Consider the following 20,331-nt stretch of genomic DNA (forward strand, 5'->3'; position numbering starts at 1 on the left):
GTCCCCCAAGAATTAATAACGGGTCGTAAGCCGGTATCCGGGGCGATACGACAACCGCACGTAGGTTACGGCGTCACCTTCCCACCATGTGGACCGTTCAACCGAAAACACCGGATCGCCAATCGAACAGGCCAGATAATCGGATAGCTTTTGATCCGCCAGTTCCGCCGAGAGGTTAATTTCTGCCTTTGAAAATGGTATCGTGGCGAGCAACCACTCGGTCGGACATTCAGTTGAAAAATCTGCGCCCGCGGCATCGGGCAAGGCTGTCAAATTTATCCAGCGATCCTCGTGTTCGTAGGGGACACCGTCAGAATAATGCATGCACACTAAATGCAGAGCGTTGGCATCTACTGGTAATTGCAAACGCGCCCGCAGCCAATCGGGTGCGACAGCAACCGTGCGGCTGACCAGTGAATAACGGTAGTCACCCCCTTTTTCCGTGATCTCGTCGCGAACAACAGAAATGTCAAAGCGGGCCTGACGCACGGGCGTCATACGCACACGCGTTCCTGCCTTGCGCCGACGTTCAATAATCCCGTCATCGGCCAGTTCGCGCATCGCGCGGTTTACAGTTGCGCGTGCGCAACCATAAGTCGTGGCCAGCTCAACTTCGTTTGGAATGAGATCACCCGGCGCCCATTCGCCCTTTGTGATTTTAGACAAAAGGTCGGACTTAACATCTTTGTAGGTGGATTTCATATACCGACCAATCATAAGGCTACGTGACTGTTCTTTGTTGATTTACATCAGTTTTATAAGCGCACCAAGCGAGCAAACCCGGCTGTTTTCAGCTCAGCTAAACGGTCCCTCAATGAGCCTACACAAACGCGATATATCAACATAAATCTAGACATAATAAAATCAATCAAGGGAAAAGTGGTGAATATAGATCCCACCCTGTCTAACGTGGTGAGCGCCTGCTGATTGCTTCTTTACCACTTTAGATTGTCACTATTTTCATCTTTGAAGCGGTCGGATTGCAGCCCGGTGACATTGCCACCGAGATGCTGGACCAAGTCGCCACCGAAGAAGGCTGGCGCTGTCTCGGGCGATTCCGATCTCTCGCGCGCCAGCCAACTCCCCACATCAAAGCCCAGCAGCGCGACCTCTCATCAATCAATAACCAAAGGTTAAAAGCCGGAGATCAGCATAAAACAGCCATAGATATCTAGATGGATTTTTACGGAAAACCTTGCGAAAACAAGGTGGTACCCAAGGCCGGACTCGAACCGGCACGCCTCGCGGCGGGGGGTTTTGAATAAAGTCGAAAATATGTAAAATCAGTAACTTATGATCCAACACTTCCATCGATCTGCGCTAATCTTAGACCGTTGTGTGAGTAAGGTTTTCCCGCCCAACTCCTTGGTCCTCCCCCGGCTGCCGGTGAGAGGTCAGCTGTTTTAGCGTAAGGTAAGCAAGGTCTGGCAGGGAAACCTGCCAGACCGTGTGCCTCAGGTCCAATGCGCGACGGAGCGCCGCTCAAAGCTTTCGCGGAATTGCTGCGTTGATTTGGGCATGAACTCTCCGCTGCCCCAATCGAGGATGACCGCGTATTGTCGCACTGCGTCCATCTCGTTAATTTCGCCTTCGCGGTACATGCGAGAGACATCCTCGGGGTCCATGCGCGCCCAGGCCACGCGGTTTTCGCGGATATGGGCACGGGCCTGTTCCGTCGCGCAGATGTCGACTTCGTAATCCAGCATATCGGCATCGTTAACTTTGATAACCACCCCGTAGTCGATCTTTGCCCGTTCGACAGAAACATATTCGTCGATCACATCTTGGCGTACCCGCTCTGGGTCGCGCTGCACCGGATCGCCGTATCCGCCGCCGCCTGCTGTGGGCCGGGTGAACTTGTCACCGCTTTTGATCTTGTAGTTGGAAAAGACCGAGCCCAGCCAATCCTGCTCCCCGGTGTCGGCGTGTTCGACCATCAGACCGTGCGGCATGGACGGTAGGCCGCCCTCGACGCCCCAGACCACCGCGCGTTCGCGGTCGCAGATATAAGACATCACGGTGTTATCTGCCTCCAGCAGCGTTGAGGCCTTAATGACCCCTGCGCCGCCGCGCCATTTACCGGGGCCGGGGCTGTCCTGCTTGATCTGGAATTCATCCGCCCGCGTCGGGTTTACACGCTCGTTACCCTCAGAAGGCTGCGACATTAGGCCGGTGCCGAAACAGGCGGTGGTGACGTCGCTGCCATCCTTGCCATTTCGCCCCCCCCAGCCGCCAGGGAGCCATTCGTAGAACATGTAGATCGGTTTATCGGGCTTGCGCAGGTCGTTGCCCCCGGCGAGCAGGTATTCAAGGTTAAAAGCACAGGCGATGGCGCGCTCTGGCATGATCTGCGACCACATCTCGAAAATCGCATTCATAATCTTTTCGAACGGCATCAAAAAGCCGGTCACCGCCACGGGCCATTCGGCGCTCACCACACTGTTTTTGGGCGCCTTGATCTCGACCATGCGGTAGAAACCGCTGTTGAGCGGCAGGTCGGGGAAAAAGGTCTTCATCCCCGCCACCACCGCCGAGAATGTCGCCCCATGTGCCGAATTATAGATCGACGAGATCGTTGGGTGGCTGCCCTCAAAATCATAGAGTATTTCATCACCCTTGATCGTCATCTTGATGTGGATCGGAATCATTCCTTCTCCCGCACCGGGATCGCGGTCGATATAGTCTACCGCCTCCCATGTGCCGTCGGGCAGGTCCGAAATGCGCTGGCGCACGGCGCGCTCGACATAGTCCTGCACCTCTTCCATGCCTTGGGTCACTTGATCGCGCCCGTATTTGCCCACAAGGCGCTGGAGTTCGCGTTCAGCGACCTGTGTGGCCTGTGCCTGCGAATGGATATCACCAATGATGGATGCCGGATCGCGTGTGTTGGCCGCGATCATATTGGCCACGTCGGCGCAAAATTTGCCCTTGCGGAACAGCCGGATTGGGGTGATCCGCACGGCCTCACCAAACATCTCGTGAGCCGAGACGTTGAACGATCCGGGGACCGAGCCGCCTAGGTCGGACCAATGCCCGTTGGACTGTGAAAAGCCGATCAGCGTTTCTTCGTCAAAAATGGGGCGGATCAAGCGCACGTCGCTGAAATGCGTCCCGCCTGCGTAGGGGTCGTTGATCGCATAGACATCGCCCGGGTACATATCGCCCTCGAAGGCGCGGATCACATCCTTGCAGGTGTAATGCAGCGTGCCCACATGCACGGCGATGTCCGAGTTGCCCTGCGCCACGCAGTTACCTTGGGCATCATGCAAACCGTTCGAGAAGTCACGGTTGTAGATCACGAAAGAATAACAGGTGCGCAGCATTTGCTCTGCCATCTGGTCAACAGAGGTGATGAAAGAGTTTTTCAGAACTTCGAAGGTGACCGGATCAAGGTCGGGTCTGGTTGGGGTGTTCATGGTTCAATCCTTCACGCGAATAAGAATGTTCATGTATTGATCGACCGACGCCACAGCCTTGGGCGGTATGACCACTGTGGAATCGACTTGCTCAACGATGGCAGGACCGCTGAACTCTGCCCCGGCCTTCATTTTGGCCCGGTCATAGACAGCCGCCTCGCAGGCCTTGCCCTTGAACCAGACGTCGCGCTTGCCGGTTGGTTCGGGGGTGTGCTTGACCACGTCAAACGATGGCAGTTCTGCTTTTTGCACCACGCCGGTGGCCTTAACCCCTACCCTGAATATGCTAACGGGCGATTCCTCGCGCCGGAAATTGTATTCCCGCTCATGCTCGGCGTGGAAACCGTTCACGAGGTACTCAGTGCTGGTAATTTTTGACGGCGCCGAAACCGCAAGGGACCGCCACTGGCCTTGATACATCATCTCAACCGTGCGCTGCAGAACCGTGTCATCGGGCGATACGCCTTCGTGGCGTAACCGCTCGACCGCCTCTTTTTCGATCCGAGCAAAGGCGGTTTCGAGGTCTTCTGGCGTCGTGCTGGCGGCATCGGCCATGAAACTGTCAGAGAAGTCATGTTGGATATCGACCAGCAAGCAGCCCATCGCTGAGGTGACACCGGGGTTCGGTGGCACAATGACAATCGGGATTGAAAGCTCGCGGGCGACCGCCGCACCATGCAGAGCCCCCGCCCCCCCAAAGGCAACCAAGGCGAAATCGCGCGGATCATGGCCGCGGCTGATCGACAGCAGGCGCACGGCATTGGCCATATTTGCATTCGCCACGTCGATGATCGCCTCTGCCGCTGCGTGCAATTCCATCCCAAAGGGTTCCGCCACCGTTTCGCGCACCGCTTTTTCGGCCAGTTCGGGGTCGAGCGTGATGTCACCACCCGCAAGGCTGTGGCCCAGACGGCCAAGGACGACATTGGCGTCGCTGTTTGTGGCGACCTCATTGCCGTTTGAATAACAGGCCGGTCCCGGATGCGCCCCGGCAGATTGCGGCCCGTTACGCAACGATCCTCCTTCGTCCTTCCACGCCAGCGATCCGCCGCCCGCGCCGATGGTCAGCACCTCGATGCTCGGAAAGCGGATCGGGTAGCCGTATTCGATGTACCAATCCTTGGTGACCGTGGATTCACCCCGGTAGGTCAGCGACACATCTGTGCTGGTGCCCCCCATGTCGAAACCGATGGAATTCTCATAGCCGCACAGGTTGCCGATAAACCGGCTCGCGATAGCCCCTGCCGCGATGCCGGACCCGGCCAGACGGGCGGCAAAATCCTTGACGCTCGCCGGTGTCATAACGCCGCCGCCGGTGTGCAGCAGTAGCAAGTCGCGTTTATAGCCGCCCTCCTTTAGCTTGTCGCTAAGGCGAGAGACGTAATCGACCACGACCGGCGAGACGACGGCGTTGACCATCGTGGTCGAGAATCGCTCATGCTCGAATATCTCCGGCATCACCTCGGAGGAAATTGAGATATGCACATCAGGCATCACTTCGCGAAGAATCTCGCGCATCCGAACCTCGTTCTCGCCGTTTATGTAGGAGTTGATGAAACAGACCGCGATTGCCTTTACGTCGCGCTTCTTCAGGATGGCTGCGACACGTCGCGCACCCTCTTCATCCAGCTCTCGAATGATCTTGCCGCCAGCGTCGATGCGTTCCTTGACGGTCAGCCGGTCGCGCCGGGGGATGTAGGGCTTGGCGACGTCCTTGTAGGTGTCCCAAAGGTCTTCTTTATTCGACCGCCGGATTTCAACCACGTCGCGAAAGCCCTCGGTGCAAACCATCGCGGCCCGCGGGAGTTTGCGGGTGATCAGCGCATTTGTGGCCACCGTCGTGCCATGCGAGAACATGGTGACATCCGCCAAGTCCACCTTCGCATCCGTCACACCTGTCATGATCGCGCGCATCGGATCGTCAGGAGTCGAAGGGGTCTTTTCGATCCGGATCTGGCCGGTGTCCTCGTCCATGATGCATACATCAGTAAAGGTCCCTCCGACGTCTACCGCCACTCTCGTCTTGGTCATCTGCTGTTCCTAACTTGTTGCATGCCTGTCGAATGGCCGACCGGCATTGTTCTGCGCCCCGAAGGCTCAGTCATTTGGTTTCGTGGCTATCTTGCTGTCTGTTATTCGGGGCGGTGCTCAGCCTCCGCCCGAGATTTCTTGCGGGTGTCTGACGGCGTGCAGCCAAATCGGCTGCGGTAGTGTTTGCAAAACTGCGCGTGGTCGTAGAAGCCCCATTTGTGGGCGATCTGTGCCATCGTCGAACTGTCATGGGCCATCTTGAGCGTCTCGTGACAGCGGGTCAGCCGCTTATCGCGGATATAGCCCGCAACCGAGCATTCGTTCTCGGCAAACAACCCTTGAAGGTACCGCAGGGAAATACCGCAAGACTCGGCCACAAGCAGCGGTGTGAGGGTCGGGTTTGCGAGGTTATCGCGGATGAATTGCTCTGCACGTTGCAAGTGCGCTGCGCGGATTGTGGAAACGGAACTGTCCAAGATGCGATCGTCGCTGCGCATCGAAAGGCACAGAAGGTCAAGCAGGTGCTGACCTGCCAACTCGCGCGCGGCGTCGTTGATGACCTCGATACTGTCGATGGTATTGCGCACCGCCCCGACAAAGAAGGACCCGACGCCCGATGTCGCGTCAAAGGTCAGCGCACTCAGGCGTTCAGTCGGCCCCAGCCGGGATTGCACGCTGGAGGTCGGGACTTTCAGCACCCAAAGCTTATTGCGCTGCGCATGTGAGAATTCATATGGCATGTCCCCCTGTTCCACCAAAAAGCTGCCAGGCACGCAGCGCGTCTGGCGTGACGCCTGTTCAAAGAGCACATCTCCCGCATGGGGGATCGTGATCAGCAGGCTGTTGTCCTTTTCTTCAGCAAAGTGGCTTTTGTGGCGGCGGTACATGACCCCGTCGCAATGCATCTCCGAAAGACCTAATATGCCCAGCCCCCACGATCTGAGCGAGCCGCTGAACGCTTGTGGATCGCGGCACTGTACCGACAACGGGAAATAGGTCTCAGAGATTGTCCGGGACCACATCGCGCTTTTGTCAGTCGCTACGTTATTGTCGGTCGAAACAAGCATCCTTTCCTCCCGTCCGGCGCTTTAGTTTGAAACGCGGACCTCTTTTCCTTGGTAAACTCTATCTAGAACCCGCGCGCAAAATAGGTGATTTGCGCACAAAAATTTGGATCGGCCCTAGCTGGCGGCGTCTTCAAGGAACTCAATCTCGATAAAGGCAAAGTCCCCGTCGTTTCCGTTCAGCACGTCATGTTCCACACCACGCTTGCGGAAATAGGGCACGCCGACCTTAAGCTCTGATTGACTGATGGCCCCGTCTGCGGTGCGGATATCCAGCACACCGTCCTGGACGGGCACGACCAGATAATCGTATTCGTGGCGGTGCCAGCCAGTGTTGTCACCGTGCCCGGAAAAGCTCCAACGCGTGACGCGAGTGCGATCGTTATCGATCAAAACGGTTGGAATCGCGGTGCCGTGTTTGGCTGTATTGCACATCTAGGCGCCCTCTCCTGATCGAAGACCGGCGCAACAGGCTGCGCTCCGTTTCCGGGATCATGCTAGCCATTCTCATGCGATCCGTCGAATGATTTGGCACAGCCATGCCAGTTGCCGCTGTAGTTTTAGCCGACGAGCGATATGACCAGAGGCAGTGTAATCGCTGAAAATGCTGTGCCGTATAGGACGGTGCGCGCAGAAAGAGGGACGCTAATCCCCTCGGCGCGTGCCATGACATAGACGTTCGCCGCCGGAGGCAAAGCGCCCATGATGATCGCGGTCGCGACCCAGATCGGGTCAAACCCAGAGACGACCATGAATGCCAGCGCCACCGCCAGAGGATGCACAATCAGCTTTACCCCAAGGCAGGCCCCGAGCCTTGCGCCCATTGCGCCACCACGATTGCGCGCCAGCGTGAGGCCCAGCGAAAACAGTGCCGCGGGGGCGGCGGCGTTCTGGAACCCGGTCAGGGGCGTGTCGAGGAAGGTCGGAAGCACCCAGCCCGTGCGCGCAAACACGAGCGCGGCCAGCGTGGCAAGGATAAACGGATGGGTTACGACCTTGCGCAGGGATTGAGCCAAACGGGCAAAGCCGCGCCGCCCTTCCCCGATCATGGCAGGCCAAATGGTAAAGATCAGCAGGACATCGGCGCAAAAGACAAAAGCCGCCGGGGCGCCCGCCGCAGGGCCGAGTACGGCAACGGTCAGCGCGGGTCCCATATAACCGATATTGGAATAGCTCGCCGCAAGGCCAAAGACCGCCGGATGGTCCTGCGTCTTGTTGCCGCGACCGATCAGCCAGCCGATCACAAACATCAGCCCGGTCATCGCCGTTGTCACCGCCAAAAAGCCCAAGAGGCTGGCCGCCCCAGGCGGTACCACCCGCACCGATTGAAACAAAAGCGCAGGGAGGGCGAGGTAGAAGATGAAGGCATCCAACCAGCGCTGTTGTTCCGCCCCGTGCCGAAGCAAAAGCTGGGCCACAACCCCGGCGAGTATGTAGATAAAGAAGGGTGCAATTAGGCCCAGACCGACGATCACAGCACGGCGCTCGTCAACCCAGACACACTATTGTCACATGCGTTGGTTCGGGAAATCATGGCGCAACTCTATGGGTAAAGTCTCTGGTCAGCACAAGGCTGTCGCATCTAAAACTGCAACTTTGGGGATAGGAAAGCAGAGGTGAAATATGACTTCAGCGCCTGTGTGGCGGGCTTGAGCGTCGTGGACCGATTAAGTGCTAGCCCGACGTCCATCGTCGGTATTTCCACATCTGTCGACACTGTTTCGATCCGCCGGCCTTCCAGCGACCAAGGCCGATACACCATATCCGACAGGATCGTGACCCCCTGACCGTTTGCCACCAGCGAGCGCACCGCCTCTACCGAAGAAGTGCGCAGCTTAACGCTGGGGTGCGCGTTGTTGCTGTTCCAGTATTTCATTGTCGAGTGAGCGGCTTCGTCCACGGTCAGCATGACGTAAGGCTCCTTGGCTATGCTATGCAGCGACACCGCCCCGCCCTCGCAAAATCGATGCCCCGCCGGGACCCAGAGCCGCCTTGGGGACTTAAGTAAGGTCAGCGTCTCAATCCCGTCGCGGTGTATGTTCGACGTCAACGCTACAGCCATGTCGATCTGGCTGCGCAGCAGTTGTTCCTCAATACTTTGCCGGTTCAATTCGACGATGCGAATGTCGATTTGGGGATAAAGCTGGGCCAAACGGCCCAAGTGAAAGGGCAAGAAATACCCTAGGACGGTATAGGTCGCGGCGATGGTCAAGCTGCCACTAATGTCGGAGGTGCCGCGATGGATCTGGTGGGCCGCGTCGACTTTCTCCAAAATGTCCCGCGCCACCGGCAGGAATTCCCGCCCTGCCTCTGTCAACTCCATGCCCTGAGCGCGGCGTTGAAACAGCGTAACGGCCAAAAGAGCCTCAAGATCACGGACCGACCCCGTAACCGCAGATTGTGATATTGAAAGCAATTTCGCCGCCCGACTGACTTGCCCGGTTTCTGCCGTTGCAACAAAATACTTTAAGTGTTTGAAATTCAAAGCTTACACCTCTGACCTACCGCATATATTCTTATCTGAATTCCTGATAATGCTTCAATGAAAAAAAGAAATATCAATTTTACATTAAACTGCCATCATTGGTTCAGACCAGTGAAGGGGTGAGATCATGAAAGAGGCCGTCGATCTAAATTGTGACATGGGCGAAGGATTTGGCCAGTGGGTGCTGGGCGAAGCGCCAGACGAAGAGATCATGCAGATCATCAGTTCCGCCAATATCGCCGCGGGCTTTCATGCGGGTGATCCCAACTCGATGGACCGTGTCGTCAAATTAGCCCAAGCGCATGGTGTCGGGCTGGGCGCACATCCAGGCTATGCGGATCTTCAGGGCTTCGGGCGGCGCTATATCAAGACCGACGCGGCAGAGCTGATCAACGACATCGTCTACCAGATCGGCGCGATCCGCGAATTCGGCCGCCGCCACGGCGCGCCTTTACAGCACGTCAAGCTTCACGGTGCCCTCTACATGGAAGCCGCCGGGAACGAGGAATTATCGCAGATGCTGGTCGATACGCTACAGGCCACCAGCCCCGATGCGCTGTTGTTCTGCATGAGCGTGTCCAAGACCTATGCCGCCGCCAAACGGGCGGGCCACCCTGTAATCCGCGAATTCTATGCGGACCGGGAATACGGCAATTCCGGCTCTATCGTCTTTACCCGGCAGGTCGGGCGGCCCGATCCACAACAGATCGCCGAGAAATGCGTCAAGGCCTGCAAGACGGGCATGGTCACCACGGTAGAGGGGGATGAGATCGAAATCCCCTTCGACTCGATCTGTTTTCATTCCGACACGCCCGGTGCGCTGGCCATGGGTCAAGCCATCCGCGCGGGCCTGCAAGAGGCAGGCATCCGTATCGCCACCGCCGCCGAAGTCGCGAAAACCCTTTGAATACATCACTTAAACAGGAGACCAACATGACACAGGTTCTTTCCCCCGTTCCCGGCACATTTTACACCCAGTCCGCCCCAGGCGAGCCGCTTTACAAGCAGTCCGGCGACGCGGTTGCCGCAGGAGACGTCGTCGGTCTCATCGAAGTCATGAAGACCTTCATCGACGTCAAGGCTGAGACCTCGGGCACCTTCAAAAGCTACCTCATTGACGACGGGGCGGCGATTGGCGCGGGCGCACCGCTGGCAGAAATCGAGGACTGATAGATGCCTATCAAACGCTTGCTGATCGCCAATCGAGGCGAAATCGCCGTGCGGATCATCCGCGCTGCCAAAGCAATGGGCATTCACACCATTCAGGCCCATTCCGAAGCCGATGCCGATATGCTGGCAGTCCGGCAGGCGGATGAAGCCGTCTGCATCGGCCCCGCGCAGGCCGCGCAATCCTATCTCAACATTGAGGCGGTGGTCGCAGCGGCCAAGGCAACCAGGGCGGATGCGGTTCACCCCGGCTACGGCTTCATGGCCGAGAACGCATCTTTCGTGCGCGCGCTGGAGGCCGCTGGCATCACCTTTGTCGGCCCCTCGGCGGACACCATTGACCGCATGGGCGACAAGGTGGCCGCAAGACAGGCTGCCGAGGCGGCGGGCGTCCCTGTCGTGCCCGGCTCGAAAGGACGGCTTGATACGGTGGATGATGCGGTGTCAGTCGCTGCCGATCTGGGGTATCCGGTGATGATCAAGGCCGCTGCCGGTGGTGGTGGCAAGGGCATTCGCATTGCCGATAACGAAGCGGATTTGCGCAAGATGGCCCCGCAGGCGCAGGCCGAAGCGAAGGCAGCATTTGGGGACGGCGGGCTCTACCTCGAACGCGCAATTCAGTCGCCCCGCCACATCGAAGTCCAGATCATGGGCGACGGCACCGACGCGGTCCATTATTTCGAGCGTGAATGCTCTATGCAGCGCCGCCGCCAGAAAGTCTGGGAAGAAGCCGGGGCCGCTTGCTTGGATGAGGCCACCCGCGCCCATCTGTGCGACACCGCAGTGTCGTTGGCCAAAGCAGTAAGCTACGTCGGCGCGGGGACATTGGAGTATCTCTACGACAGTGCCACCAAAGAATTCTTCTTTATCGAGATGAACACCCGCATTCAGGTCGAGCATCCGGTGACCGAAATGTTGACCGGGACCGATCTGGTCCAGGAAATGATCCATGTGGCAGGCGGTGGCAAACTGCGCCAGTCTCAAGAGGACATCACCCGCAGCGGCCATGCGATTGAAGTGCGGTTGAACGCCGAGGACCCGATGATGCAGTTCCTCCCCTTTCCGGGTCAGGTCACCAGCCTGCGCCTGCCCGAAGGCGAAGGGATCCGTTTCGATCACTTCCTCTACGAAGGCTATCAGGTGCCGCCGTTTTACGACTCTCTGCTGGGCAAGCTGATTGTCCATGCCAAGGATCGTGACGCCGCCATTGAGCTGATGATTACCGCGCTTGAGGGGCTGGAGATTGGCGGCTTGAAAACCACGAAACCGCTGCACCTTGCACTGGCGCATGACCCTTCGGTGCGGGCGGACGATTTCCATACGCAATGGCTCGAGCCTTGGCTGGCGGCGGGCAATCTCAAACCAACCCCCTAACCACAGGAGGCAAATCGTGAAAACACGCTATACCCACGGCGGCGACGAACACATCTACGTCGAGATGGACGATGAAATGTCGCTGGACGCGTTCTTTAAATCCCTTTCGATGAGTAATGCCGTCCGCGACGCCAAGATCGAGGGCGTCACGGAAATTTGTCCGGCAAACGCGTCTTTTCAGGTCCGTTTCGACCCTGATGTCATCGCGCCCGAAGCGATGATGAAAAAGGTGCAGGAGCTTGAGCACAAGGCCGAGGATGCCGAGAAGCGGTTAAAAACGCGGATCATCGAAATCCCGGTCTACTATCAAGATCCCTGGACTCACGAGACCCTCATGCGGTTCCGCGAGCGCCATCAAGACCCGTCAGGCACCGATCTTGACTATGCCGCGCGGATTAACGGGTTCAACAATGCCGAAGGCTTTATCGAAGCGCACCATTCGCAACCGTGGTTCGTGTCGATGGTGGGCTTCGTCGCAGGGCTGCCGTTCCTCTATCAACTGGTCGAGCGCGAGAAGCAGTTGCAAGTGCCGAAATACCTGCGCCCGCGCACGGACACGCCCAGGCAGACCGTCGGCTATGGTGGCTGTTTCTCTTGCGTCTATTCGGTACGGGGTGCAGGCGGTTACCAGATGTTTGGCGTCACGCCGATGCCAATCTTCGATCCCGAGCAGAAGCAAAGCTACCTGCGCGACTTCATGGTGTTCTTCAAACCGGGCGACATCGTGAAATGGAAGCCGATCGACCGGGAAGAATATGACCGCATTCTGGCCGAGGTGGAAGCCGATACCTATGTGCCGCGCATTGCTGAGGTCGATTTCGATCTTGAAGCCTTCAACGCGGATATGCCCGGCACCAACGCCAAACTGATGGAGGCGCTCAATGTCGCTTAAAGTCATTCAACCGGGCCTCTCGACCTCAATCCAGGATTTGGGCCGCCCGGGCTATTTCCACCTTGGCATTCCCATTGGTGGGGCGATGGACCGTTTCGCGCTGCGCGTCGCGAACATGTTGGTCGGCAACCCCGAAGGCGCCGCAGGGCTCGAAGTGGTGTTCATGGGGCCTGAGATCGTCTTTGAAAAGGACGCGCTCGTCGCTGTGACCGGCGCGGACCTGCCTGCAAAGGTGGACGGCGCGCCACAGGACGGCTGGACAGCCTTTGAGGTAAAGGCCGGTCAAACGCTGAAATTCGATTTCCTCAAATCCGGGGCGCGCGCCTACATCGCGATCAGCGGTGGGATCGATACCCCCCCTGCCCTCGGCAGCCGTTCGACCTATCCGATTGGCGCGCTTGGCGGCATCGAAGGCCGCAATGTGCAGGCCGGCGACGTGATCCCGCTGGGCGAAGCTGAGATGATCGAACCGGGTTTGAACGTACCAACGGACTTGCGCCGCCTGCCGGGCAACCCTGCCGAGCTCCGGGTGCTGCCCGGTCTGTACTGGCACCGCCTGACTTCTGCAGCACAGGAGGGGTTCTTTGACGACGACTGGAGCGTCGCACTTGAGGCGGACCGGATGGGATACCGTTTCAAGGGTGGCAAACCGCTTGAGTTTGTCGACCGCGAACAGCCTTTCGGTGCTGGGGCCGATCCTTCTAACATTGTCGACGGCTGCTATTCCTACGGCTCCATTCAGGTGCCGGGCGGGTTGGAGCCCATCGTCTTGCACCGCGATGCGGTTTCGGGGGGTGGCTATTTCACACTGGGGGCGATCATCTCGGCCGACATGGACCTGATCGGACAGTTGCAACCGCATACGCCGGTCAAGTTCCGCAAAGTGGGTATGGACGAAGCCCTGAAGGCGCGTACCGCCCGCAAAAAGATGCTTGCAGCGGTCCGCACCCACCTCGGCTAAGCCTGCACCAACCCATCGCCCCGGCGCCCTGCTTGTATCAGGCCGCCGGGGCGACACATTGATATGCTCCCTTGAATGCAAATCGCGTTTAAGTTCTGATGTTGCAGGCAAACATCCATGTCGGGGCGGTATCTTCCCCTATTGAAGGGAAAGCAGAGCCCACAATGTCCGCCGATCCAGCCCAGATGAATAAACTTGCCTCACCCCAACACCAAAAGCGACGTCTGCTGCGGGTACGGGGCACGGATGTGACTCTGCTGGAGGAAGTGCGCAAGATGGCCGTGGCGGACCTCGGCTTTGACATTGAGCACGAGTCTCTCGATTTTTTGACCTGTCAGCACCGCGCTGCGGTCGACCCGCAAGGCTACGACATTTACGAGCAGTGCTTTCACAACCTCGATATTGTCTGGTACTGGGGGGCGTTGCAGCCGATCCAGACCCACCGGATTAAGCAGTGGGACGACATCGGCGATCTCGCCAAGGCTGGCGGAATCAGCAAGTACACTTGGCAGGGCCATGGCGATGCCCCGGTACGCAAGCTCTATGTCCAGCCCGACGGCACGCTGGGTCAGCAACCTATGCCGACCATCAGCATGCTGCCAACTACGCATAACGTTGACAGCTTCGGATTTGACCGCCGCCTTTTCGGGGACGAAGGTCCGGAGGGGTCAAGCTGGGCTTGGCTTCTGGACCGACGCGCCCGCGGGCGGATCGCGCTAGTCGACGAGCCCGCAATCGGCATTTTCGACGCGGCTCTTGCGGCAGAGGCCAACGGTGATCTCACGTTCCAAGACATCGGCAACATGACGGTAGACGAGATCGACAGCCTCATGGCGCTGCTCGAAACCTTGCGACAACAGGGTTTTTTCGTCGGCAGTTGGCTGTCGCCCGATGAGGCCGAAGCGCTTATTCAAGCAGACCGCGTCTCGGTGCAGAGCATGTGGTCGCCCTCCTATGGTAACTTGGGGGAGATGGCTGGTGTTTTCCGCGAAAGCGTTCCGCGCGAGGGGTATCGGGCGTGGCATGGTGGTGCATCGCTCGCACGGCACCTCGAAGGCGCAAAATTGGACATGGCCTATGAGTATCTGAACTGGTGGCTGACCGGCCCGGCGGGAGCCCTGATGGCGCGGCAGGGGCACTACATGACGAACCCGAAAGGCGTACGGGAATATCTCAGCCCCGAGGAATGGGGCTATTGGTACGATGGAGATCCTGCCCGTTGCGATCTCAAAGGCCCGGACGGCAAGATCGTCGTACGCACCGGCCAGCGCCGCCCCGGCGGCGCCTACCGTGAGCGGGTCAGCCGGATTGCACTCTGGAACACAGTCATGGACGAATACAATTACGCCGCCCGCGCTTGGAAGCGTTTTATCAGGTCGTTGGGAAGCCCAACCCCATGAGCGCGAACCCCATCGCCCCCGGGCAAGAGCCGCTTTATGAAACCATCAGCAGCGTTTTGCGACACAACATCCGTTCCGGGCGCCTGCCGGACGGGTTTGTCCTGATTGAAGGGCCGATTGCCAAGTTGATGCAGACCAGTCGCGCGCCTGTGCAGGCCTCGTTGCGCATGCTTAATGCCGAAGGGCTAATCCACAGATTTCGCGGGCGCGGCTATTTGGTCGGCAACGGTAAAACCAACTCCACCCCGATCCGCAAACCACTCGAAGAGTTTGGCTTCGAAATTCCAAACGTCTCTCGCTCGGCCCTCGCGGTGCGTGGGACTTGGCAGAGGGTCTATGACAAGGTTGAGGCCGAAATCGCCGCCTGCCAGATTTTCGGCGAGTTCCGGGTGATTGAGACAGAGTTGGCCAACCACCTCGGCGTTAGCCGAACAGTGGCCCGGGACGTACTAAGCCGCCTTAATGAACGCGGGCTGATCCGCAAAGGAGCAACCTCGCATTGGCTCGCCGGGCCGCTGACAGCGAGAACACTGCGCGAAAAATTCGAGTTGCGCAGCATCATGGAGCCAGCCGCCCTGATACAGGCCGCCGACCACATCGACCACGCACAGATCGTGCAAGTCTGCGGACAGATCGAAAGCGGCAAGCTGAAGGACTCGGCAGAGCTTGAAGATGCGCTGATGCGACTTTGCCTTGGGCGCGCGCCCAACAGTGCGCTAGTGGAAATAATCAGCAACAATCGCCTGCTGCTCTCGGCGATGGACAAAGCGCTTAGCGATCTCGGTCTGCCGATAGATCCTGTCGCGTTGGACCAGTACCGAACCCTGTTTGAACTTATCGGATCTCGCCAGATGAGCGCTGCGACGGCGTACCTGAAGGAACACCTGCGCATTCTTTCGTTCAAGAGTCTCGCCCGCCTCAAAATTGTTGCTCTGATCCCGGAAAGCGAGTCGTTGCCGCCATATCTGACCCCCGTCTAAAAAAATGGATATCGGACCCGAAATTCATTTCTATATCGGAATAAAAGTCAATATTCCGCCACTATTTCTACTATAGGTAGCTTTTGAGGGCGATTCTTCCGAAAAGATGGCTCTTGCTATAAAATCCAATTAGCCATTTCATACTTTATACATTTTGCGAAGAGGCGCCGGAAGAGCGACCTTTTGCTGTCCGCATCTGTGTATGAGGGCTGCCTTCGCGAAACAGAGAGGGCTCTATGACGCAAAGCGAACCTATATTCCGACTAGAGGGTGTGACGCGCAGGTACGACGACCTGACTGCGCTCGACGGCATCGATTTTGTTGCCGAAGACAACAGCTACATCGCGCTGCTTGGGCCTTCGGGGTCTGGTAAAACCTGCCTACTGCGCGTGATTGCTGGATTTGAAAAGCCGGATAAGGGACGCATCTGGTTTCAGGGGCGCGACATCACCGACCTGCCCGCCCATGAGCGCGGCATTGGCTTTGTGTTTCAGAACTTCGCCCTCTTTCCACATCTGACCATTTTTGAAAACGTGGCCTTCGGGCTGCGTAATGGCGCTACCAAAGTGGCCGAGAATGACATCACAGATCGGGTGACAAGCGCGATTGACATGGTGGGTCTCACCGGGTTGGAAGACCGCAGCCCGGATCAGATTTCGGGCGGCCAGAAACAACGCGTCGCTCTGGCCCGCTCGCTTGTGTTGCAGCCGAAACTGGTGCTGCTGGATGAACCTCTGGGCGCGTTGGATGCCAACCTGCGCGAACGGATGCAGACCGAGCTACGCGCCATTCGCGAACGGCTCGACGTGACTTTCCTCCATGTGACCGGCAGCGAAACCGAAGCACTAGCGATGGGCGATCAGGTGGCAGTGTTGGATAAGGGCCAGATCGTGCAATACGGCACGCCCGACACGATCTACGACAGCCCTGCCATCTCGGATGTGGCGCTGTTTCTCAACAGATTCAACCTCTTCGACGGCAAACTAAATGAGGGCGTCTTTGACGGTCCTTTCGGCTCAGTGCCCGTATCTGCCGCGCGACCGAACAACAGCGACGTCTATGCAATCCGTTATGACCGCACCGGAATATTCGACGTGGACGCGGTGGATTTGCCCGGCCCTGCTTTGCCGGTTCGCTACCTTGCCAGTGAATACCTCGGATCGTCGATCGTGTTTTTATTCGAAACCGAGGACCGCAAAACCGTCGAGGTCGACCACCACCTCAGCCTTGGTGAACCTCGCGACCTAGCCTTTGGGGAAAATTACATACTGTCATGGGATCCCGCGCAGGCGATCGTATTCGGAAAGGAAACCGCAAGATGAGCGCTGCTACCTCGAACCGGGACAAGTCGAACACTTTCCGCCTGCTCGCCCCCGGCGTTGTCTGGATGATCTTGTTCCTCGTCGCCCCGATCATGATGATCCTTTACGTATCGTTTTGGACGCAGACCACTTTTGCCATCAACTCCACCTTGACTCTCGACAGCTGGAGGAACTTCTTTGCCTCAGAGGCCTACGTCGGGGCGCTGTGGACAACCATCCGCCTGTGGCTGATCGTCCTGTCGCTGACCTTCTTCATCGGCTATCCGGCAGCACTTTTTGTGGGGCTGCTGGTCAAGAGTAAGACACTCTCGACTGTCTTGCTGGTGCTCTGTGTGATCCCCTTCTGGACGTCCTTTCTGATCCGCGTGCTGGCGTGGCGGCCGATGCTGGGTAAAGAGGGCGCGATTAACATCATTCTTCAGAAGATCGGCCTGATCGACAGCCCGATTGAAGTGCTGCTGTTCTCGGAACTGTCAGTCATCATCGGAATGACCCAGATTTACGTGGTCTTCATGGTCGGCCCCATTGCCTTCATGCTGGGCCGTATCGACCGCAACATTATTGAAGCGGCTCGTGACCTTGGCGCTGGCTTTGGGCGCATCTTCTGGAAAATCATTTTCCCGCTCAGCCTTCCCGGTGTCGTCGTCGGCGCCATTTTTGTCAGCGTCATGGTGTTGGGGGAGTTCGCCACATCGGGTGCCCTCTCCGGGCGTAAAGTGAACCTGCTGGGCAATATCATCGTGACGCAGGTCGGGTCGCTGAAATGGGCCATGGCTTCGGTCGTTGGGGTGATCCTGACGATTCTGCTGGGCATCGTGGTTGCAGGCTTCCTGCGCATTGTCGATCTGAAGCGGGAGATTTGAGAGATGGAATCCAAGGTCCTTAAACCAATCCTCGCCGTATATGTCGGCCTGTTCATCCTGTTCCTCTATGGCCCGTTCATTGTGCTGGGCATCCTGTCCTTCCAGCAGGGCCCCGAAGGCGGACCCCAGTTCCCGATCATCTCTTGGTCTACCTACTGGTATCAACACCTCTTCGGCCTGACGCCCCCGTCCCGGATCGCGCCCTTGCCTGTTGGCGAAGCCCTGATCCGCTCGCTTGTGCTCGCCTTTATGACGATGGTCACCGCGACGGTTCTGGGTGTCATGGCGGCACAGGCATTCCGTAAACGGTTCCGTGGCGCGGGCATCGTGTTCTACCTGATCGTGCTGGGCATGATGGTGCCGGGTGTACTGACCGGGCTGGGCACGTCGCTTTTGGCCAACAACGTGATCGGGGTCGAGCGGCACTGGTGGAGCACGGCGTTTCTGGCGCATGTGGTCTATACCTTCCCCTTTGCCTTCCTCGTGATGTTAGCGATCCTCAACCGCTTTGACGGCTCGGTCGAGGAAGCCTCTTGGTCTCTCGGCGTGTCACCCATGACGACCTTCCGCAAGGTGACGTTCCCGCTGATCTTCCCCGGCGTACTGTCGGCGATGCTCTTTGCCTTTACGCTGAGTTTCGATGAATTCCCGCGCACCCTCTTCGCCTCGGGACGGGACCAGACCCTGCCACTGGCGATCTACGGCACATTCTCGGTCGAGATTCACCCGAACATCTTTGCCTTCGGCGTTATGACCACCCTGTTCTCCTTCGCGCTGCTGTCGGTCTACGGCATCCTGATGGCGCTGAGCGTGCGGCGCGCCAAGAAGATGGCCATGCAGGAAGACATCGCATGAGCACCGTCATCATCACAGGCGCAGGCTCGGGGATCGGGCTGGCGGTCGCAAAAAAGCTCGCGGCACTGGAGTACAATGTCGCCGTCAATGATTACGACGCCGATGCCGCAGAGCGTGCTGCCAAAGAAGTCGGTGGCATCGCGGTGCAAGGTGATGTGTCGGATGAGGCCGATGTCGCCCGTATGGTGGCGCGCTGCACCGAAGCCTTTGGCGCACCGACGCATCTGGTCAACAACGCAGGCCATGTTCACCAGTCACGCTTCGTCGATCTGGAGCCTGCCGACTTTGACCGTATGATCGCGGTCCACCTGCGCGGCACGTATCTTTGTACCCGCGCGGTCCTGCCTCAGATGCTGAAAAACAACTCCGGTTGTGTGGTCAACATGGCTTCGCAGTTAGGGCAAATTGGTGGGATCGAACTGGTGCATTATTCTGCTGCGAAAGCGGGGATCATCGGCATGACCAAGGCGCTGGCCCGCGAGGTGTCGACCCAAGGCGTGCGGGTCAATGCCGTGGCGCCCGGGCCGATCAACACACAATTGGTGCGCGCCCTGTCGGACGACTGGCGTGCGGCCAAGGCGGCCGAGCTTCCGCTGGGCCATTTTGGCGAGCCGGAGGATGTGGCAGAAACCGTCGCTTTCCTCTGCTCAGACGCCGCACGGATTTACGTGGGCCAGACCCTGTCACCCAATTCCGGAGACGTAATGCTATGACCTCAATCGCGTTGATCACGGGCGCCGGTATTGGCATCGGACGGGCCACGGCCAAGGCGCTGGCCGCACGCGGAGACCATGTTGTGGTGACCGATGTGCTGGAGGATGAGGGCCGCAATGTCGTGCAGGAGATCCGCAAGGCGGGTGGTGAGGCTGAGTTTCAGCATCTCGATGTTACCGACACCAAGCGCGCTGACGCCGTGGTCAAGGACATCGAAACCCGCTTTGGCAAAATCGACACGATCGTCGCCAATGCAGGCATTGCCCACCGCGTCCCGTTGGAGCAACTGACAGACGAGAAATGGGATCAGACATTCGACATTGATCTCAAAGGGATGCTGCGCGTAATCCGCCCCGCAGCTGCTGGGATGAAGGCGCGCGGCAGTGGGGCGATTGTCTGTCTGTCGTCGATCATGGGCGTTGCCTATGGCTGGGACGAGCATGTCCACTACTCTGCTGCGAAGGCGGGGGTCGTGGGCCTCGTCCGGGGTTTGGCGGTGGAACTGGGTGGCCACGGGGTGCGCGTTAACGGCGTTGCACCGGGCTATATCCGCACCGCGCAGCTTTTATCAGAGAAACATTCACTTGGTCCCGAAGGCGCCAAGACAGTGGGCGAGATCGTCCCGCTGGGCCGGATCGGACAGCCCGACGACATCGCCGATGTCGTGGGTTTCCTTACGTCGGATGCCGCGCGGTATCTGACAGGACAGGTCATTACAGTGGACGGTGGGCTGATGGTCGGGCGCTACTGAACACGCAAGGAAGGTCTGCCTTCCCAATAACAACTAAAATTAAACGACCTCAACAA

19 protein-coding genes are annotated in these 20,331 nt (G+C 58.3%); 12 read left to right on the top strand and 7 right to left on the bottom strand.

What is annotated here, in order from left to right:
- Nucleotides 1-12 precede the first annotated feature (12 nt).
- The 7 genes from WNY61_RS04185 to WNY61_RS04215 form a co-directional block, all read right to left on the bottom strand.
- A complete protein-coding gene (locus WNY61_RS04185; protein ID WP_342850200.1) occupies nt 13-702 on the bottom strand; it encodes a UTRA domain-containing protein in 690 nt (229 codons plus the stop codon).
- Nucleotides 703-1,454: 752 nt separating this feature from the next.
- Nucleotides 1,455-3,416: a hydantoinase B/oxoprolinase family protein gene (locus tag WNY61_RS04190; RefSeq protein ID WP_342850201.1), complete on the bottom strand. Its 1,962-nt coding sequence runs from the start codon at nt 3,414-3,416 to the stop codon at nt 1,455-1,457.
- 3 nt (nt 3,417-3,419) lie between these two features.
- Nucleotides 3,420-5,447, bottom strand: coding sequence for a hydantoinase/oxoprolinase family protein (locus WNY61_RS04195; protein ID WP_342850202.1), 2,028 nt, complete (start codon nt 5,445-5,447; stop codon nt 3,420-3,422).
- Nucleotides 5,448-5,548: 101 nt separating this feature from the next.
- On the bottom strand, nt 5,549-6,514 hold the full coding sequence (locus tag WNY61_RS04200; RefSeq protein ID WP_342850203.1) for a helix-turn-helix domain-containing protein: 966 nt from the start codon (nt 6,512-6,514) through the stop codon (nt 5,549-5,551).
- A gap of 114 nt (nt 6,515-6,628) precedes the next feature.
- Entirely contained in the window at nt 6,629-6,946 is a 318-nt protein-coding gene (locus WNY61_RS04205) for a cupin domain-containing protein (protein WP_342850204.1), read from the bottom strand.
- A 125-nt stretch (nt 6,947-7,071) separates the two neighbouring features.
- Nucleotides 7,072-7,986: an AEC family transporter gene (locus tag WNY61_RS04210; protein ID WP_342850206.1), complete on the bottom strand. Its 915-nt coding sequence runs from the start codon at nt 7,984-7,986 to the stop codon at nt 7,072-7,074.
- Nucleotides 7,987-8,093: 107 nt separating this feature from the next.
- Entirely contained in the window at nt 8,094-8,996 is a 903-nt protein-coding gene (locus WNY61_RS04215; protein WP_342850207.1) for a LysR family transcriptional regulator, read from the bottom strand.
- Nucleotides 8,997-9,123: 127 nt separating this feature from the next.
- On the opposite strand from WNY61_RS04215, the gene WNY61_RS04220 reads away from it, so the two are divergent.
- From WNY61_RS04220 to WNY61_RS04275, 12 genes are all read left to right on the top strand, one after another.
- The gene (locus WNY61_RS04220) at nt 9,124-9,903 is read left to right on the top strand and encodes a 5-oxoprolinase subunit PxpA (RefSeq protein ID WP_342850208.1); all 780 of its coding nucleotides are present in this window, start codon (nt 9,124-9,126) and stop codon (nt 9,901-9,903) included.
- 26 nt (nt 9,904-9,929) lie between these two features.
- Complete coding sequence (locus WNY61_RS04225; protein WP_342850209.1) at nt 9,930-10,166, top strand: acetyl-CoA carboxylase; 237 nt, start codon at nt 9,930-9,932, stop codon at nt 10,164-10,166.
- A 3-nt stretch (nt 10,167-10,169) separates the two neighbouring features.
- The gene (locus WNY61_RS04230) at nt 10,170-11,537 is read left to right on the top strand and encodes an acetyl-CoA carboxylase biotin carboxylase subunit (RefSeq protein WP_342850211.1); all 1,368 of its coding nucleotides are present in this window, start codon (nt 10,170-10,172) and stop codon (nt 11,535-11,537) included.
- A 16-nt stretch (nt 11,538-11,553) separates the two neighbouring features.
- The gene (locus tag WNY61_RS04235; protein ID WP_342850213.1) at nt 11,554-12,429 is read left to right on the top strand and encodes a carboxyltransferase domain-containing protein; all 876 of its coding nucleotides are present in this window, start codon (nt 11,554-11,556) and stop codon (nt 12,427-12,429) included.
- Complete coding sequence (locus WNY61_RS04240) at nt 12,419-13,390, top strand: biotin-dependent carboxyltransferase family protein (protein ID WP_342850214.1); 972 nt, start codon at nt 12,419-12,421, stop codon at nt 13,388-13,390. Before WNY61_RS04235 ends, WNY61_RS04240 begins: the two co-directional genes overlap by 11 nt.
- A 164-nt stretch (nt 13,391-13,554) precedes the next feature.
- A complete protein-coding gene (locus WNY61_RS04245; RefSeq protein WP_342850215.1) occupies nt 13,555-14,790 on the top strand; it encodes a signal peptide prediction in 1,236 nt (411 codons plus the stop codon).
- A complete protein-coding gene (locus WNY61_RS04250) occupies nt 14,787-15,770 on the top strand; it encodes a GntR family transcriptional regulator (protein ID WP_342850216.1) in 984 nt (327 codons plus the stop codon). Before WNY61_RS04245 ends, WNY61_RS04250 begins: the two co-directional genes overlap by 4 nt.
- Before the next feature lie 236 nt (nt 15,771-16,006).
- Nucleotides 16,007-17,092, top strand: coding sequence for an ABC transporter ATP-binding protein (locus tag WNY61_RS04255; RefSeq protein WP_342850217.1), 1,086 nt, complete (start codon nt 16,007-16,009; stop codon nt 17,090-17,092).
- The gene (locus WNY61_RS04260) at nt 17,089-17,955 is read left to right on the top strand and encodes an ABC transporter permease (protein ID WP_342850218.1); all 867 of its coding nucleotides are present in this window, start codon (nt 17,089-17,091) and stop codon (nt 17,953-17,955) included. The genes WNY61_RS04255 and WNY61_RS04260 overlap by 4 nt, the downstream gene beginning before the upstream one ends.
- Before the next feature lie 3 nt (nt 17,956-17,958).
- Nucleotides 17,959-18,810: an ABC transporter permease gene (locus WNY61_RS04265; protein ID WP_342850219.1), complete on the top strand. Its 852-nt coding sequence runs from the start codon at nt 17,959-17,961 to the stop codon at nt 18,808-18,810.
- A complete protein-coding gene (locus WNY61_RS04270; RefSeq protein ID WP_342850221.1) occupies nt 18,807-19,523 on the top strand; it encodes an SDR family oxidoreductase in 717 nt (238 codons plus the stop codon). Before WNY61_RS04265 ends, WNY61_RS04270 begins: the two co-directional genes overlap by 4 nt.
- Nucleotides 19,520-20,275 (top strand): SDR family NAD(P)-dependent oxidoreductase, encoded by a 756-nt coding sequence (locus WNY61_RS04275; RefSeq protein ID WP_342850222.1) that lies wholly within the window; start codon nt 19,520-19,522, stop codon nt 20,273-20,275. The genes WNY61_RS04270 and WNY61_RS04275 overlap by 4 nt, the downstream gene beginning before the upstream one ends.
- Nucleotides 20,276-20,331: the final 56 nt, after the last annotated feature.

The organism is Sulfitobacter sp. AS92 (assembly GCF_038900015.1).
Classification (GTDB): domain Bacteria; phylum Pseudomonadota; class Alphaproteobacteria; order Rhodobacterales; family Rhodobacteraceae; genus Sulfitobacter.

Coding starts and splice junctions, on each gene's coding strand:
- WNY61_RS04185 (WP_342850200.1), bottom strand. CDS start 702: ATGAAATCCACCTACAAAGATGTTAAGTCCGACCTTTTGTCTAAAATC.
- WNY61_RS04190 (WP_342850201.1), bottom strand. CDS start 3,416: ATGAACACCCCAACCAGACCCGACCTTGATCCGGTCACCTTCGAAGTT.
- WNY61_RS04195 (WP_342850202.1), bottom strand. CDS start 5,447: ATGACCAAGACGAGAGTGGCGGTAGACGTCGGAGGGACCTTTACTGAT.
- WNY61_RS04200 (WP_342850203.1), bottom strand. CDS start 6,514: ATGCTTGTTTCGACCGACAATAACGTAGCGACTGACAAAAGCGCGATG.
- WNY61_RS04205 (WP_342850204.1), bottom strand. CDS start 6,946: ATGTGCAATACAGCCAAACACGGCACCGCGATTCCAACCGTTTTGATC.
- WNY61_RS04220 (WP_342850208.1), top strand. CDS start 9,124: ATGAAAGAGGCCGTCGATCTAAATTGTGACATGGGCGAAGGATTTGGC.
- WNY61_RS04225 (WP_342850209.1), top strand. CDS start 9,930: ATGACACAGGTTCTTTCCCCCGTTCCCGGCACATTTTACACCCAGTCC.
- WNY61_RS04230 (WP_342850211.1), top strand. CDS start 10,170: ATGCCTATCAAACGCTTGCTGATCGCCAATCGAGGCGAAATCGCCGTG.
- WNY61_RS04240 (WP_342850214.1), top strand. CDS start 12,419: ATGTCGCTTAAAGTCATTCAACCGGGCCTCTCGACCTCAATCCAGGAT.
- WNY61_RS04245 (WP_342850215.1), top strand. CDS start 13,555: ATGTCCGCCGATCCAGCCCAGATGAATAAACTTGCCTCACCCCAACAC.
- WNY61_RS04250 (WP_342850216.1), top strand. CDS start 14,787: ATGAGCGCGAACCCCATCGCCCCCGGGCAAGAGCCGCTTTATGAAACC.
- WNY61_RS04255 (WP_342850217.1), top strand. CDS start 16,007: ATGACGCAAAGCGAACCTATATTCCGACTAGAGGGTGTGACGCGCAGG.
- WNY61_RS04260 (WP_342850218.1), top strand. CDS start 17,089: ATGAGCGCTGCTACCTCGAACCGGGACAAGTCGAACACTTTCCGCCTG.
- WNY61_RS04265 (WP_342850219.1), top strand. CDS start 17,959: ATGGAATCCAAGGTCCTTAAACCAATCCTCGCCGTATATGTCGGCCTG.
- WNY61_RS04270 (WP_342850221.1), top strand. CDS start 18,807: ATGAGCACCGTCATCATCACAGGCGCAGGCTCGGGGATCGGGCTGGCG.
- WNY61_RS04275 (WP_342850222.1), top strand. CDS start 19,520: ATGACCTCAATCGCGTTGATCACGGGCGCCGGTATTGGCATCGGACGG.